At 64.4% G+C, this 15,301-nt stretch carries 17 protein-coding genes and 1 tRNA gene; 8 read left to right on the top strand and 10 right to left on the bottom strand.

Annotated elements, in window-relative coordinates:
- Positions 1-230: 230 nt before the first annotated feature.
- The 7 genes from ACEN98_RS26505 to cysS all read right to left on the bottom strand — a co-directional run bounded on the left by ACEN98_RS26505 (position 231) and on the right by cysS (position 6,751).
- Positions 231-536 carry a glycoside hydrolase family 3 C-terminal domain-containing protein gene (locus ACEN98_RS26505; protein ID WP_413387829.1) on the bottom strand — a complete coding sequence of 102 codons (306 nt, stop codon included), beginning with the start codon at positions 534-536 and terminating at the stop codon, positions 231-233.
- A 105-nt stretch (positions 537-641) separates the two neighbouring features.
- A tRNA-Ser gene (locus ACEN98_RS26500) sits at positions 642-735 on the bottom strand.
- Positions 736-832: 97 nt separating this feature from the next.
- Positions 833-2,080, bottom strand: a complete 1,248-nt coding sequence (locus ACEN98_RS26495) for an aspartate kinase (RefSeq protein ID WP_413387828.1) — start codon at positions 2,078-2,080, stop codon at positions 833-835.
- Positions 2,081-2,207: 127 nt separating this feature from the next.
- Positions 2,208-3,599, bottom strand: coding sequence for a tRNA lysidine(34) synthetase TilS (tilS, locus tag ACEN98_RS26490; protein ID WP_413389094.1), 1,392 nt, complete (start codon positions 3,597-3,599; stop codon positions 2,208-2,210).
- A 26-nt stretch (positions 3,600-3,625) separates the two neighbouring features.
- Complete coding sequence (locus ACEN98_RS26485) at positions 3,626-4,603, bottom strand: acetyl-CoA carboxylase carboxyltransferase subunit alpha (protein WP_413341593.1); 978 nt, start codon at positions 4,601-4,603, stop codon at positions 3,626-3,628.
- Between the two features lie 61 nt (positions 4,604-4,664).
- Positions 4,665-5,333 carry a DNA-3-methyladenine glycosylase family protein gene (locus ACEN98_RS26480; RefSeq protein ID WP_413387827.1) on the bottom strand — a complete coding sequence of 223 codons (669 nt, stop codon included), beginning with the start codon at positions 5,331-5,333 and terminating at the stop codon, positions 4,665-4,667.
- Positions 5,334-5,353: 20 nt separating this feature from the next.
- Positions 5,354-6,751, bottom strand: coding sequence for a cysteine--tRNA ligase (gene cysS, locus ACEN98_RS26475; RefSeq protein WP_413387826.1), 1,398 nt, complete (start codon positions 6,749-6,751; stop codon positions 5,354-5,356).
- A gap of 248 nt (positions 6,752-6,999) precedes the next feature.
- Between cysS and ACEN98_RS26470 the strand changes: the two genes are divergently transcribed.
- The 8 genes from ACEN98_RS26470 to ACEN98_RS26435 all read left to right on the top strand — a co-directional run bounded on the left by ACEN98_RS26470 (position 7,000) and on the right by ACEN98_RS26435 (position 12,981).
- Positions 7,000-7,602 (top strand): peptidylprolyl isomerase, encoded by a 603-nt coding sequence (locus ACEN98_RS26470; protein WP_413387825.1) that lies wholly within the window; start codon positions 7,000-7,002, stop codon positions 7,600-7,602.
- Between the two features lie 31 nt (positions 7,603-7,633).
- Positions 7,634-8,128: a peptidylprolyl isomerase gene (locus ACEN98_RS26465; RefSeq protein WP_056128158.1), complete on the top strand. Its 495-nt coding sequence runs from the start codon at positions 7,634-7,636 to the stop codon at positions 8,126-8,128.
- 194 nt (positions 8,129-8,322) lie between these two features.
- Positions 8,323-9,081, top strand: coding sequence for a UDP-2,3-diacylglucosamine diphosphatase (locus ACEN98_RS26460; protein ID WP_413389093.1), 759 nt, complete (start codon positions 8,323-8,325; stop codon positions 9,079-9,081).
- Positions 9,082-9,221: 140 nt separating this feature from the next.
- Positions 9,222-9,587: a GntR family transcriptional regulator gene (locus tag ACEN98_RS26455; protein ID WP_413341605.1), complete on the top strand. Its 366-nt coding sequence runs from the start codon at positions 9,222-9,224 to the stop codon at positions 9,585-9,587.
- A complete protein-coding gene (locus tag ACEN98_RS26450) occupies positions 9,584-10,453 on the top strand; it encodes an ABC transporter ATP-binding protein (protein ID WP_413341607.1) in 870 nt (289 codons plus the stop codon). The genes ACEN98_RS26455 and ACEN98_RS26450 overlap by 4 nt, the downstream gene beginning before the upstream one ends.
- Positions 10,450-11,442, top strand: a complete 993-nt coding sequence (locus ACEN98_RS26445; RefSeq protein ID WP_413387824.1) for a hypothetical protein — start codon at positions 10,450-10,452, stop codon at positions 11,440-11,442. The genes ACEN98_RS26450 and ACEN98_RS26445 overlap by 4 nt, the downstream gene beginning before the upstream one ends.
- 4 nt (positions 11,443-11,446) lie before the next feature.
- A complete protein-coding gene (locus ACEN98_RS26440) occupies positions 11,447-12,205 on the top strand; it encodes a hypothetical protein (protein WP_413387823.1) in 759 nt (252 codons plus the stop codon).
- A complete protein-coding gene (locus ACEN98_RS26435; RefSeq protein ID WP_413387821.1) occupies positions 12,202-12,981 on the top strand; it encodes a hypothetical protein in 780 nt (259 codons plus the stop codon). The genes ACEN98_RS26440 and ACEN98_RS26435 overlap by 4 nt, the downstream gene beginning before the upstream one ends.
- On the opposite strand, the gene ACEN98_RS26430 is transcribed toward ACEN98_RS26435, so the two are convergent.
- From ACEN98_RS26430 to rlmB, 3 genes are all read right to left on the bottom strand, one after another.
- Positions 12,941-13,630 (bottom strand): YceH family protein, encoded by a 690-nt coding sequence (locus tag ACEN98_RS26430; protein WP_413387820.1) that lies wholly within the window; start codon positions 13,628-13,630, stop codon positions 12,941-12,943. The genes ACEN98_RS26435 and ACEN98_RS26430 overlap by 41 nt on opposite strands.
- A 10-nt stretch (positions 13,631-13,640) precedes the next feature.
- Positions 13,641-14,378 (bottom strand): serine O-acetyltransferase, encoded by a 738-nt coding sequence (cysE, locus tag ACEN98_RS26425; protein ID WP_413343588.1) that lies wholly within the window; start codon positions 14,376-14,378, stop codon positions 13,641-13,643.
- Positions 14,379-14,556: 178 nt separating this feature from the next.
- Positions 14,557-15,300, bottom strand: a complete 744-nt coding sequence (gene rlmB, locus ACEN98_RS26420) for a 23S rRNA (guanosine(2251)-2'-O)-methyltransferase RlmB (RefSeq protein WP_413387819.1) — start codon at positions 15,298-15,300, stop codon at positions 14,557-14,559.
- Between the last annotated feature and the right edge of the window lies 1 nt (position 15,301).

Genomic DNA, 15,301 nt, shown 5'->3' with positions numbered 1-15,301 from the left:
TCGGCGGACGCTTGATACGCCGCGAGATGCGGCTCGGTTCAGCCGGTGGTATGAGTCATCGATGTCATGCGCATGTCTCCGATTTGTGATTGGTTCTGCCAAGGCTTGGCTTAAAACTGATCATATCGGCGAATGAGAAACGTTTAAAACCGTTTCTACCGATTGTTAGTACCGGAAAAAACGATGCGTCCATGCGCATGTTGAGCGTCGACCTGCCAAAGCTGGCTGGTTCAATAAGCAAGTCCGAAACCGAACGGGAACAAGGGTCGTTCGCTGTCGTACGGCAGGTCCGAACGCTGCCTGGCGACGGCCGCCATCGAAGACGGCAGCTCCACCGGCAAGTGGCCTTCCGGCGTTCCCTTCCCGGTCACGACATCCAGCAAGGCCTCGTCGCTTATGCCGAAAGTGGCCAGCACCGCCCTTGTCTTGTCGACGACATTGGTTAGGATCGCGGGTCGCTCGAGGTTGACGGTGACGATGGTGGGGATGCGTGCGCCGGCGCGCTTGATCGCTTCGTAGTCGGGATTGCCGTCCACGAAGGCGAGGCTCCCTCGCTGGACAGTATCAGACAACAAAAAACCCGCTGTCTCTACGAGAACAGCGGGTTCTTTGATGTCCCTGAACACTCAGGGACGGTGTCCTGGCGGAGGCGGTGGGATTCGAACCCACGATACAGGTTTAAGCCCGTATGCTTCCTTAGCAGGGAAGTGCCTTCGGCCACTCGGCCACGCCTCCAGTCAGCTTCAACGTTTATGCGTCAGCGCTGAGTGCACGCATATTAATGGCCACACCCTTTTTGGTCAAGGAAGCACGGCCATTTTTTTGAAAAAAGTTAAGCTTGCTCCAGGTTAAACGCCTTGTGCAGGGCGCGCACGGCCAGCTCCATGTACTTCTCGTCGATCAGGACGGAGATCTTGATCTCCGATGTCGAGATCATCATGATGTTGATGCCCTCTTCCGACAGCGTACGGAACATCTGCGACGCGACGCCCACGTGGCTGCGCATGCCCACGCCCACGGCCGATACCTTCGAGACCTTGGCATCGCCCAGGATCCTGTCGGCGCCGATTTCGGCCTTCACGCCTTCCAGGACGCCCATGGCGCGCTGGTAATCGTTGCGCGACACGGTGAACGTGAAGTCGGTCTTACCGTCGACCGACTGGTTCTGTATGATCATGTCGACCTCGATATTGGCCTCCGAGATCGGCCCGAGGATGTGGAAGGCGACGCCCGGCTTGTCGGGCACGCCCAGGACAGTGATTTTGGCTTCATCGCGGTGGAAGGCGATGCCCGAGATGACGGCTTGTTCCATGTTGCTTTCTTCCTCAAACGAAATCAGGGTACCCGAGTTGGCTTCTTCTTCGAGCGACATCAGGGGGTCGGTCAGCGACGACAGCACGCGTGTCGGCACGCGGTAGTTGCCGGCAAATTCCACGGAGCGGGTCTGCAGGACTTTCGAGCCCAGCGACGCCAGTTCCAGCATTTCTTCGAACGTGATCTTCGACAGGCGGCGCGCTTCGCTCACGACGCGCGGGTCGGTCGTGTAGACGCCGTCGACGTCCGTGTAGATCAGGCATTCGTCGGCCTTCAGTGCGGCCGCGATCGCGACGGCGGAGGTGTCCGAACCACCACGGCCCAGCGTGGAGATATTACCGTCCTCATCCATGCCCTGGAAACCGGTGATGATGACGATCCTGCCGGCGTCCAGGTCGGCGCGCACGCGGGTGTCGTCGATCGACTGGATACGGGCCTTCGTGAAGGCCGAGTCCGTCTTGATGCCCACCTGCCAGCCCGTGTACGACACGGCATCCTTGCCGCGCGCCAGCAGTGCCATGGCCAGCAGGCCGACCGACACCTGTTCGCCGGTCGATGCAATCATGTCCAGTTCACGCGGGTCCGGCTGCGACATAATCTCTTTCGCCAGGCCGATCAGACGGTTGGTTTCACCGGACATTGCCGAGGGGACGACAACGACTTGATGGCCGGCGTCGTGCCATTTGGCGACGCGGGCCGCGACGTTCTTGATGCGTTCCGTCGAACCCATCGACGTACCGCCATATTTGTGGACTATTAAGGCCATGACTGAAGGGATTTCCGCTTGTAAAAAATCAAATGAGCCTTTTACTCTACATGCTGCGGCGCGGAATCACAAGCCGTCGGGATGCGAAATCTATACCAAATAGGAATATGGTAATACGGAAAGGGTATTAACGCGGGATGACTGCCGTCGCGCTTTCCCAACGCAGCGCGACGCGCTCCGGGCCCTCGGTCACGTGCCGGCAATCCATGCCGAGCCCCGCCGCGAACAGCAGGTCGAAGCCGGCATTCACGATGGGCAGGCGCCCCCGTTCCCAGGCCGGGATGCCGCTCGCCTGGTAATGCATCTTGAGGCTGCGGCTGGGACGGTTGTGCGCCAGGCGCAGCCGTTCGCCGCCCTTGCGGAAATCGATCTCGAGTCCCTGCTCGCGCAGCCAGGCCGGATCGAACCCGCGTTCGTCCATATCGAAATGCAGCACGCCGCCGTAATCGGGAAACGCAATGGATGCCTCGCCGTTCCAGCGGAACGGCTGGGCGTGCTTGTCGATGATGCCGGCATCCTCGGGATCGCGCATCCCGGCGAGGTCCGGCAGGCGCGGCACGAGATACAAATGGTCGCGGTGGCGGCGCACGTCGACGTCCGGGTGTTCGACGAGCAATTGCGCGTCCTCGCGCGCGGACAGGATCTGCGCCACCATCTGCGCCAGCCAGGCCGTCGACGGCATCGCGAGGCGGCGCACGGTGAACCAGTGGCGCAGCAGGTTGTCGATGCGGTCGCGGCTCAGCGCGCGCACGCGGACGAGGTCGAGGCCATCACCGGCCAGGCAGGCCTGCAGGTCCTGCTCACCCAGCTCGTCCAGCAGGCGCTGGGCCGAGCGCGTGTGGGCGCTGCTGCGCGCCACGCGTTGCTGGTAGCCGGGAAACGCGGCGGCCAACGCCGGCATCACCTGGTGGCGCAGCGCGTTGCGGGCATAGCGCGGATCGGTATTGGATTCGTCTTCGACCCACGTGATGCCCCGCTCGCGCGCGACCTGTTCGAGGTCGGCGCGCGCGACGCCCAGCAGCGGGCGCGCCATGGCCAGGCGTTCGTCGCCCAGCAAACCGGGTGCGCGGTTGGCGGGATCCATGCCGGACAGGCCGGCCGGACCGGAACCGCGCAGCAATTGCAACAGCACCGTTTCGACCTGGTCGTCGAGGTGATGGGCGGTCAGCAGCACGCCGGCGCCATGGGCCCGGCACATCTCGCCGAGCGCCGCGTAGCGCAGCTTGCGCGCGGCAGCCTCGATGCCGCTCTTCCCTTTCGCGACGACGACAGCGCGCCAGTCGAACGGGATGCCCAGCGCAGCGGCGGCGGCCGCGCAATGGTCGCGCCAGGCGTCGGCGTTCGGGCTCAGCCCATGGTGGACGTGGAAGGCGCGGGCGTTCAGGCCGTGCGCGTGCACGAGGTGCAGCAGCACCATCGAATCGAGGCCGCCGCTGAGGGCGACCGCGACGGGCGGCATGGCATCGGGAAGGTATGCTTCGCGCAGGGCCGCGATGGCCTGCGCGAACTGGGCGACAATCACGGCCACCCCCTGCGTACGACGGCTCACTCTTCGCGCGGCGTCGTTTCCTTGAACTTGCCGTAGGCCAGCAGCTTGGCGTGGCGGGCATCCAGCAGTTCCCTGGTCTTCATGCCCTGGAACTGGCGCAGCGTGTCGGCCAGCGCGCGCTTGAGCATCTGGGCCATCTGGGCCGGGTCGCGGTGGGCGCCGCCCAGCGGTTCGTTGACGATCTTGTCGATCAGGCCCATCGCCTTCAGGCGGTGCGCCGTCAGGCCAAGGGCGTCGGCCGCGTCCGCCGCTCGCTCCGACGTCTTCCACAGGATCGACGCGCAGCCTTCCGGCGAAATCACGGAATACGTCGCGTACTGCAGCATCAGCACGGCGTCGCCGACGGCGATCGCCAGCGCGCCGCCCGAGCCGCCTTCGCCGATGATCGTGGCGATCAGCGGCACTTTCAGCTCGGCCATCACGTACAGGTTGTGGCCGATGGCTTCCGACTGGCCGCGCTCTTCCGCGTCGATGCCGGGGAAGGCGCCGGGGGTGTCCACGAACGTGAAGATCGGCAGGTTGAATTTCTCGGCCACCTTCATCAGGCGCATGGCCTTGCGGTAGCCTTCCGGACGCGGCATGCCGAAGTTGCGCATCGCGCGTTCCTTCGTGTCGCGGCCCTTCTGGTGGCCGATGACCATGCAGGACTGGCCGTTGAAGCGGGCCAGGCCGCCGATGATCGACTGGTCGTCGGCGAAGGTACGGTCGCCGTGCAGCTCATGGAAATCGGTGAAGATCGCGTTCACATAATCCATCGTGTACGGACGCTGCGGATGGCGGGCGATCTGGGAAACCTGCCAAGGGGTCAGCTTGGCATAGATGTCTTTCGTCAGTTGCTGGCTCTTCTTGGCCAGGCGGTCGATTTCTTCCGAGATGTCGACGGCGGAATCGTCCTGCACGAAGCGCAGCTCTTCGATTTTCGAATCGAGCTCGGCAATCGGCTGCTCGAAACTGAGGAAAGTTGTTTTACTCATTGTACCTCCGGGTGTGTTCGTGGCCGGGGAAGATCATCCGCGCGGCGGCAAGGGCGCTATTCTATACCGGAACCGGATCCAGGCTACGCCATAAATACCATGTGGCAACTGTTCGCCAAGGCTCCCAATTGGCGGCGACCTCGCGCGCATCGCTGCGCGAAACCGGCTCGCCGGAGAAGTAATTCTGGCTGATGCCCTGGATCAGGCCGGGATCGTCCAGGGGCAGGACGTTCGGTCTGAGCAGATTAAATATCAAAAACATCTCGGCTGTCCAGCGCGTGATGCCGCGGATCTGGACCAGCTCGGCGATGACGGCTTCGTCATCCATCTGCGACCATTGGTCGGCATGGACGCGCTTCGCCTTGAAGTGATCGGCCAGGTCGAGGATGTATTCCGTCTTCCGTTTCGACAGGCCGCAGCCCGCCAGCTCTTCGGCGCCGGCCTTGATGACCTGCGACGGCGTCATCTTCGGGCACAGCGCGCGCAGCTTCGTCCAGGCGGACTCGGCGGCTTTGACCGTCACCTGCTGGCCGACGATGGAGCGGGCCAGCGTGGTGAACGGGTCGGGATGGCCACGCAGGTGCATATCGCCGAATTGCGGGATCAGCTTGTTCATGATGCGGTCCCGACGCATGAGCTCGGCCTTCGCCTCCGCCCAGTACGGTGGGACGGAAGGCTGAACGTCCGGCGGCGCCGGGACGGCGCCCGCGAGGTCCTTGGAAAGTGCCATGCTCGTGCGCGGAGGGCCGGTCAGGCGCGACGCCAGTTGGTGCTGCCGTCCGGCTTGTCCTCGAGCACGACGCCGCCCGCGGTCAGCTCGGCGCGGATCGCGTCCGCCTCGGCGAAATTGCGCGCCTTCTTGGCGGCGGCGCGGCGCGCGATCGCGTCGACGATCGCAGCTTCGCCCAGGCCACCCTCGCCCGGCGTGCCGGCCTGCAGGAAGGCTTGCGGGCTGCGTTCGAGCAGGCCCAGCACGGCGGCCAGCGCCTTCAGCTGGCGCGCGGCCGCGATGGATTTGCTCTTGTTGACTTCCGTGGCCAGGTCGAACAGCTCGGCCACCGCCAGCGGCGTATTGAAATCGTCGTCCATCGCGTCGCGGAAGCGCTGCGCATGGGCTTCGTCCCAGTCGACGGCGAGCGGCTCGAGGCCGACATCGACCTCGGACAAGGCCGTGTACAGGCGCGTCAGCGCGCCCTTCGCGTCGTCGATGTGGACGTCCGAGTAATTCAGCGGGCTGCGATAGTGGGCACGCAGGATGAAGAAGCGGATGACTTCGGCATCGTATTTCTTGAGGACGTCGCGGATCGTGAAGAAATTGCCCAGTGACTTGGACATCTTCTCGTTGTCGACGCGCACGAAGCCATTGTGGATCCAGTAGTTCGCCATCGGCGGGCCGAACGCGCCTTCCGACTGGGCGATCTCGTTCTCGTGGTGCGGGAACTGCAGGTCGGCGCCGCCGCCGTGGATGTCGAAGTGTTCGCCCAGCATGGCGCACGACATGGCCGAGCACTCGATGTGCCAGCCCGGACGACCTTTACCCCATTTCGAATCCCATTTGGCTTCGTCGGGCTCGGATTCCTTGGCGGCCTTCCACAGCACGAAGTCGAGCGGATCGCGCTTGCCCGTGTTCACGTCCACGCGCTCGCCGGCGCGCAGGTCGTCCAGCGACTTGCCGGACAGCTTGCCGTAGCCCGGAAAATTCCGCACGGCATAGTTCACGTCGCCGTCCTCGCCCCGGTAGGCAAGTTCCTTCGTTTCCAGCTTTTCGATAATCGACAGCATGTGCGGCACGTACTCCGTCGCGCGCGGCGCGAAATCCGGCGGCAGGATGCCCAAGGCAGCAGTGTCTTCGTCCATCGCCTTGATGAAACGGGTCGTGAGCGACGTCATCGTTTCATTGTTCTCGACGGCGCGCTTGATGATCTTGTCGTCGATATCCGTGATGTTGCGGACGTATTTGACCTCGTAGCCCGATGCCTTGAGCCAGCGGTAGATGACGTCGAACGCCATCATCATCCGGCCGTGACCGACGTGGCAGTAATCGTAAACCGTCATCCCGCACACGTACATGTTGACCTTGCCGGACTGGAGGGGAACGAATACCTGCTTGTCACGCGCGAGCGTGTTGTAGATCTTGAGTTGGCTCATCGGATGTTTGCTAGAGGGTTGGAGCATGACGCTCGAAACGCAGCCTTGCGGCAGTGCCGTGACGTGGCAGGCGCGTCGGGAGTGTCAGGACAGCGAATCTTGGGAACCTTGTTCTTTTTGATAGAATCGGCAGTCCGTCGCAAAGTATAGCATTGATAAAATCCCGACTGGCCGCATATGCCATAGGTTTATTTTTCTGCAAAACCCTTGACAGCACTTTGCGCTACATCCACCGAGAGGAAGCTACGATGCACGTCCTGAAATCGCCCGGCGCCCGCTTTACTGCCCGCTTTGTCGCAGGTGTGGCCGCCCTGACCCTGTCCGCAGCCGCGTTCGCCGCCGACCCGCAAGTCTCGCTGAAAACGTCGATGGGCGAGATCGTGCTGGAGCTGAACCAGGAAAAAGCACCCATCACCGTGGACAATTTCCTCAAGTACGTCAAAGCCGGCTTCTACAAGGGCACGATCTTCCACCGCGTGATCGACGGCTTCATGATCCAGGCCGGCGGCATGGATGCCCAGTTCCATGGACGCAAGACGAACAAACCGATCAAGAACGAGTCCAACAACGGCCTGTCGAACGAAAAGTATACCGTCGCCATGGCGCGCGAGTCGAATCCGGACTCGGCCACCTCGCAATTCTTCATCAACGTGGTCGACAATCCCGGGCTCGATTATCCGAACATGCAGGGCTCGGGCTACACCGTATTCGGCAAGGTCGTGAAGGGCCAGGACGTCGTCGACAAGATCAAGGCCGTCGTCGTGGACGACATCCGGGGCCTCGAAAACGTGCCGGTCACGCCCGTCACGATCCAGTCCGCGACCCTCCTCAAGGGCGATAAAGTAAAATAACGAACTCGCAACTCCAACGATAGGAAAAAACATGACCACCGTACTCATGACCACCAACAAGGGCAACATCAAGGTCGAACTGGACGCCGACAAGGCACCGAAGACCGTTGCCAACTTCCTGGACTACGTGAACAAGGGTCACTTCTCGAACACGATCTTCCATCGCGTGATCAAGGACTTCATGATCCAGGGCGGCGGTTTCGAGCCGGGCATGAAGCAAAAGCCGACCGAGCAGACCGTCGAGAACGAAGCGAAGAACGGCCTCAAGAACGACAAGTACACGATCGCCATGGCCCGCACGATGGCCCCGCACTCGGCATCGGCCCAGTTCTTCATCAACACCAAGAACAATGACTTCCTGAACTACCCGGGCCAGGACGGCTGGGGCTATGCCGTGTTCGGCAAGGTCGTCGAAGGCCAGGACATCGTCGACCAGATCAACAACGTCAAGACGAGCCGTGCAGGCATGCACTCGGACGTGCCGAGCGAAGACGTCGTCATCGAAAAGATCGAAGTCGTCCAGTAAACACGTCGCAAAACCTGCTGCGCGTTGCACATTGGCGGGGGCGCCTAGCCCTGCGATGCTCGCTGTACTCCTCGTACAGCTGCGCTTCCCGGCCAGATCCGCTGCCGCTCGCGACGGTTTTTCGAGGTGTTTAGCAATCCCAGACAGGCAGGCATGACGCGCGGGATCCACCCCCCGGTCGTCCTGGCAACATGATGACCGCACCCGCGCGCACGCTCGCACTCTTCATTTCCGACCTGCACCTGCAGGCATCCCACCCGCGTACGGCCGAAGCGTTTTTCCGCTTCCTGGCCGAACGCGCGGCGCACGCCGAGCGGCTTTATCTGCTCGGCGACATCTTCGAATACTGGGCCGGCGACGATGACCTCGACGACCCGTTCAACCGCAGCGTCGCCACCGCGCTGCGCCGCGTGAGCGATGGCGGCACGGCCGTCTACTGGCTCGGCGGCAACCGCGACTTCCTCGTCGGCACCGGCTTCGCCGAGGCGGCCGGCCTCACCCTGCTGCCCGAGCCGCATGTAGCGACCATCGGCAGCTGCCAGGTCGTCCTCGTGCACGGCGACGCCCAGTGCACGGACGACGTCAAGTACATGGCCTTCCGCGCCCAGGTGCGCGACCCGGCATGGCAGGGCCAGTTCCTCGCCATGCCGCTGGCGCAGCGCAAGGCGATCATCGCCGGCCTGCGCGAAGGCAGCCGCGCGGCGCACGGCGAAAAATCGTACGAGATCATGGACGTCACCCCGGCCGCCGTCGCCGCGCTGCATGCGGACACGGGTACGGACGTCATCATCCACGGCCACACCCACCGGCCTGCCCTGCACGAGGCCGGCGGCAAGCGGCGCTACGTACTGCCCGACTGGGAACTCGACGCGGATCCCGTCCGCGGCGGCTGGATCGCAATCGACGAGGACGGACGCATCCTGCGTTTCGACCTCGACGGACAAACAATCTAACCCCTCTCAATCCTGCTAGGTCACCCTCGTATTGACCGCTGCCGGCATTGTGTTATACTTCACTACAACACCACGACTCTACATCACCAACATGGAGGCAGGCATGACATGGACTGCACCACGACGAAAGGAGGCCGGCAATGACGATCGGCTGGAATGACAACTCTCCAATCTACCGGCAGTTGAAGGACAGGGTGATCGGTATGATGCTCGATGGCGCCCTGAAGGCCGGGGATCCGCTCCCCTCCGTGCGCCAGATCGCAGCGGAATACCAGCTGAATCCGATCACGGTCTCGAAGGCTTACCAAGAACTGGTCGACGACAACTTAGTAGAAAAACGAAGGGGGATCGGTATGTACGTCACGGAAGGCGCGAGCGAGAAACTGCTCGCCAGCGAAAGGGAGCGCTTCCTGCGCGAGGAATGGCCGGCGATGCTGGAGCGAATCCGCCGCCTCGGCCTCAACATCGATCAATTGCTGCGGGAACCGGCCGGAGGCGACAAATGAGCGCCGTGATCGAAGCGAAAAACCTGACCAAGCGTTACGGCAAGCGCACGGCGGTGAACGGCATCGACTTCACCATCCCCGCCGGCCGCATCGTCGGCCTGATCGGTCCGAACGGCTCGGGCAAGACCACTACCCTGAAGGCCGCGCTCGGTCTGATCCCGTTCGAGGGCCAGTTGTCCGTGTTGGGCCTCGACCCGCGCACCCACCGCGACGAGCTGATGCAGGATGTCTGCTTCATCGCCGACGTCGCGATCCTGCCGCGCTGGCTGCGCGTGCGCGACGCCATCGACTTCGTGGCCGGCGTGCACCCGCGCTTCAACCGCGAGAAAGCGGAGCGCTATATCGCGAACACGAAGCTGCAGCCGGGCATGAAGGTCAAGGAAATGTCCAAGGGCATGATCGTGCAACTGCACCTGGCCCTCGTGATGGCCATCGATGCGAAGCTGCTCGTGCTGGACGAGCCCACGCTGGGCCTCGACATCATCTACCGCAAGCAGTTCTACCAGAACCTGCTGGAGGACTATTTTGACGAGCACAAGACGATCGTCATCACGACGCACCAGGTCGAGGAAGTCGAGCACATCCTGACCGACCTGATGTTCATCCGCGACGGCCGCATCGTGCTGGCCGCATCGATGGAAGAGATCGGCGAGCGCTATGTCGAAGTCATGGTGCCGCAGGAAAAACTGAGCGCCGCCAACGCGCTGCAGCCACTCGACCGCCGCACCGTGTTCGGCAAGGCCGTGATGCTGTTCGATGCCGGCCCCGGCGGCGCGTCGCGCCAGCAGCTGGCCGCGCTCGGCGAAACCCGTAATCCCTCCGTCGCCGATTTGTTCGTCGCGACCATGAAAGGAACCTACGCATGAACTCGAACACCATGAAATGGCTGCTCAGGCGCGAGTTCTGGGAGCATAAAGGCTCGATGTTCTGGGCGCCGCTCATCGTCGGCTCGCTGCTCGTCGTGCTACTGGGCTGCACCATCACCTACGGCATCATGCAGCACGGCATTCCCGCGCACGTGACGGTCAACGGCCAGACGCTGGATCACGCCCGCCTCGACCAGATCCTGCCCGAGGAAACGAAGCTGGTGGTCGCGAAGATCGCCACCGGCATGTACCTGGGCGCGTCGGCGCCGCTGTTTGCGATCCTGGTCGGCGTCGTGTTCTTCTACTGCCTCGGTGCACTGTACGACGAGCGCCGCGACCGCAGCATCCTGTTCTGGAAGTCGCTGCCCGTGTCCGATCCGATGACGGTGCTGTCGAAGGCCGCCATGGCGACGGTCGTCGCGCCCGCGATCACGCTCGTGCTGGCCGTCGCCACCTCGCTGGCGCTGCTCGTCATCGCCTGCCTGGCGCTCAGTGCGCAGGGCCTGAACCTGTTCGCGTCGCTGCTGGCGTCGTCCGATCTGTACCTGTCGCCGCTGCGCCTCGCCGCACTGCTGCCGGTGTACGTCGTGTGGGCGCTGCCGACGGTGGGCTGGCTGATCCTCGTGTCCAGCTGGGCGAAATCGAAGCCGTTCCTGTGGGCCGTCGGCGTGCCGGTCGTCGCGCTCGTCATCATCAAGTGGATCAACGCGGCGCTCGAGAATTTCTCCGGCCAGACGCTGCTGCTGTCGCACTACGCGAGCGACGTCGTCGCCCGCATCCTCGGCGGCATCGTGCCCGGCATCTGGTTCACGTTCCAGCCGGCCCTGCAGACAGGGGTGCGCCCGACCGAGAACGGCGTCGACATGAGCGGGCTCGTGTCCCAGTCGTACCTGTCGCTGGCCGGGATCGATGCCTGGATCGGCGTCGCGATGGGCGTCGCAATGTTGTATGCCGCCATCCGCATGCGCCGCTGGCGCGACGAAGGCTGAGGCCATGCGCCCCGCCCTCGTCGCCCTCGCCCTGCTGTCCGCGACGGCTTACGCGCAGGACATCGAGCCGGGCGCAAACCCGAGCGCAAACGGCGCAGGCGTGGTGCACGTGAATGCGATCAAGAATCCGGAGATGCATTCCTACCGCGCCATCGCCGCCGGCCTCGACACCTTCGACGCGCAGCATGCGCTGGCGCCCGCCGTCCCGCAACTGCGGTTCGCCGTACGCAAGCGTGGCGGCGCCCTGCTGGAAGGCGACCTGCCGACGGCGAAGCTGACCGCCGACGCGTTCACGCTGGCACTGCCGGTCGGCACGGACGCGCTGTTCGACGTCCCGCGCAGCCAGCCGGAGTGGGATGCGGACGCGGAACTGGTGCTGAGCCGCAAGCGCAAGGACGTCCGGGTCTGGCCCTACGTGCGCACGCCCGGCCTGGCCGACAACCAACGCCGCCTGGGCGACCTGCGGCTCGAATGCCAGGTCTTCGTCACCGTCGCCAAGAAGGAGGCGCCGTTCTGGGTCGTCGCGCTGGCCAACACCGTGTTCCTGACGGGCGACTGGTGCAGCTTCTTCAAGGACCAGGACCGCACGTGGTCCGTGAACGTGGAATCGCCGCTCGCGTCCGCCATGTTGCGCGAAGGCGAGCGCACGCTGCCGCTGAAGGTGAAGGGTCGCCAGTTCGAGCTGCCGCTGTATGACGCCGGCTGGGGCAACGATGCCGTCGTCGACCTCGCGTTCGTCGCAACCGAAGGAGCCACGCCATGAGAACCAGGCCTGTCGCGTTATTGTTCGCGCTCGCTTGCATCCTGCCGGCCGCACACGCCGACGAGCCCGTGCCATCGGTCCAGGTGAAGGGCATCGCGGATCCGGAAATGCGCTCGTACCGCAGCGTCGTGGCCGGCCTCGACGCGTTCGACGCGCACCGCGCGCTGGCGCCGCACGCCCTGCTCCGCTTCCGCATGCGCCACGCGGAAGGCGCGCCGGCGAACGCGGGCGACGGCCTGCGGCTGCGGCTCGCGAGCGACGACGGGAGCTTCCAGGAAGACGTCCCCATCGATGCCGCCGGCCTGCTCACCGTCGGCCGCAACCAGGCCGCCTACGATGCGGACGCCACGTTCATCCTGAACCAGAAGAACGGTTTGTACACGGGACATCCGGAGGTGCGCACGGCGGGCCTGCCGGACAACGTCCGCCGGCTCGGCGACCTGCGCCTGGAGTGCCGCGTCACCATCGCCATCGTCAAGGACCAGATGCCGTTCATGGCGAAGGCTGCCATCAACACGCTGATGCTGACGTCGGACTGGTGCGCCAAGAAGGATTTCAACTACGGCACGCTGGCGCCGCGGCCGGGCGTGCGTGCGGTGCTGCGCGACGGCGAACGGTCGCGCACGCTGGAAACGCAGGGCTGGAACATGATGGTGCCGATCGGCGACACGGGCTGGCCGGACGACGCCCTCGTGCAATTCGACGCGGGTGCAGACGAGCGCGCGCCCGCGAGCACTACTCGAACTGCTGGCGAAACGCCGCGAACTGCGCCTTGAGTTCGTCGACTTCGCTGCGCAGCGCGGCCACTTCCTGCTCCAGCTGCGCCACGCGGGCGCCCGTCGAGCCGCCGGCGGCGCGGGCGGCTGCGCCAGCGCCCGCATCCACGCGCGCGACGTCGATAGCCCCGCCGAGCAATTGCCCGTAGCGGGATTCCTTCGTCCCGGGCGCCCGTTCGAGCCGGACGACGAGCGGTGGGTACTTGTCGATGAGGAATTGCAGCGCGCTTTCCACCTCGGCCACCGATTTGAAATCGTGCAGGCGGCCCGTGCGGCTGCGGATTTCGCCCGCCGTCTGCAGGCCGCGCAGCATCAGCACGGCCAGCACGGCGACCTTGTCCTGCTCGAGCGTCCACTTGATGCGCATGCGGTGCTCGTACTTGATGACGCGCGCGCCGGCCTGGGCGATGCCGTTCACGAGCTTGCGCTGCATGAGGCGCTGCAGGGTGTCGTGGACGACGTCTTCCGACAGCTGCATCACGGGGTCGCGGCTGGACAGCTGGTTGCAGCCGTTCATCACCGCATTCAGCGACATGGGGTAATTGTCGGGCGTCAGCGCCTCTTTTTCGGTGAGGACGCCCAGTACGCGGATTTCGTTGGGGTCGAGGTCGGATGCCGGGTCGAAGCTGCCCGGGATATCGTCTTGCATCGGTGGTCCTTTAGTCTACGAGCCGGTTCAGTTGTGCCTGGTCGAGTTTATCACTCTCGTCGGGGGTATGGCAGCGGATGCCGGCCGCCTTCATCGTCGCGCACATGCGCTCGATCTGCTCGTCCTGCTGGGCCACGTGGTTGATCAGGTTGCGCAGTGCCTTCGACAGCGGATCGTCGCCGTTCGGCGTGACGCCGTACGCGGCGAACATCTGCGCGCTGCGCGTCTGATCTTCCTTGCGCACGATGTGGGCCGGGTTGCCGACGGCCGTCGCGCCGGCCGGAACCGGCTTGACGACGACGGCGTTCGAACCCACCTTCGCGTATTCGCCGACCGTGAACGCGCCGAGCACCTGCGCGCCGGCCCCCACGATCACGCCGCGCTCCAGCGTCGGATGGCGCTTCGTGCCCGCGACCAGGGTCGTGCCGCCCAGCGTGACGCCCTGGTAGATCGTGCAATCGTCGCCGACGACGGCCGTCTCGCCGATCACGACGCCGAAGCCGTGATCGATGAAGACGCGCCGGCCGATCGTCGCCCCCGGGTGGATTTCGATGCCCGTGAGAACGCGCGCGAAATACGAGATGAACCTTCCCAGCCAGCGGAAGTTGGCGCGCCAACAAGCATGCGCCCAGCGGTGCATGACGACGGCATGCAGGCCCGGGTAGCAGGTGAGCACTTCCCATGCGTTACGTGCCGCAGGGTCGCGTTCGATGATGCTCTGGATATCTTCGCGCAGGTTGGAAAACATAGTCGTGATTCGTGCAAGTGAAGCAGCATGGTAGCTTATCCGCGCCGTACTTGCTTATGAGGGAATCAATTTTGGGGAGGCGGAATGCCGGCGGTCGGTGGGCACAGGGTGCCCAGCCCACGGCGGTGATGCATGTCGTAGGGTGGGCTCCCCGAGCCCACCTTCGCGAACCGGATTATTAACCTTCGCGCGCCAGGCGCTGGCGGCGGGCCTCGTACAGGCAGACGCCCGAGGCCACGGAGACGTTCAGGCTCTCGACCGAGCCGAACATGGGAATGGAAACGAGGATGTCGCAGGTCTCGCGGGTCAGGCGGCGCATGCCCTCGCCTTCCGAGCCCATCACGAGCGCCGTCGGGCCCGTGAAATCGCCTTCGTACAAACCCTTGTCGGCATCGTCGGACGTGCCGATCAGCCAGATGCCCCGCTCCTTCAGGTCGCGCATCGTGCGCGCCAGGTTCGTCACGGTGATGTAAGGCACGGTCTCGGCGGCACCGCTGGCGACCTTCGCCGCCGTCGCGTTCAGGCCGACGGAGCGGTCCTTCGGGGCGATGACGGCATGCGCGCCGACGCCGTCCGCCACGCGCAGGCAGGCACCCAGGTTGTGCGGGTCGGTGATGCCGTCCAGGATCAGCAGCAGCGGCGGCCCTTCCACGGCATCCAGCAATTCGTCCAGGTTGCGCGCCAGCGACAGCTGGCTCGCGAACGCGATCACGCCCTGGTGGCGGCGGGTGCCGACGATCTTGTCGAGGCGCTCGGCGTCGACGGGCATCACGCGCACGCCGGCCGATTTCGCGTTGGCGATCAGGTCCTGCATGCGGCGGTCCTGGCGGCCGGCATCGACGAAGATCTCTTCCACGCTGGCGGCCTCGTGGCGGAGGCGCGAGGTCACGGCGTGGAAGCCGAAAATCATTTTATTTTTCATG

Source organism: Massilia sp. CT11-137, assembly GCF_047302885.1.
GTDB lineage: Bacteria > Pseudomonadota > Gammaproteobacteria > Burkholderiales > Burkholderiaceae_D > Telluria > Telluria orientalis.
This window is presented reverse-complemented; position numbering and strand designations above follow the sequence as displayed.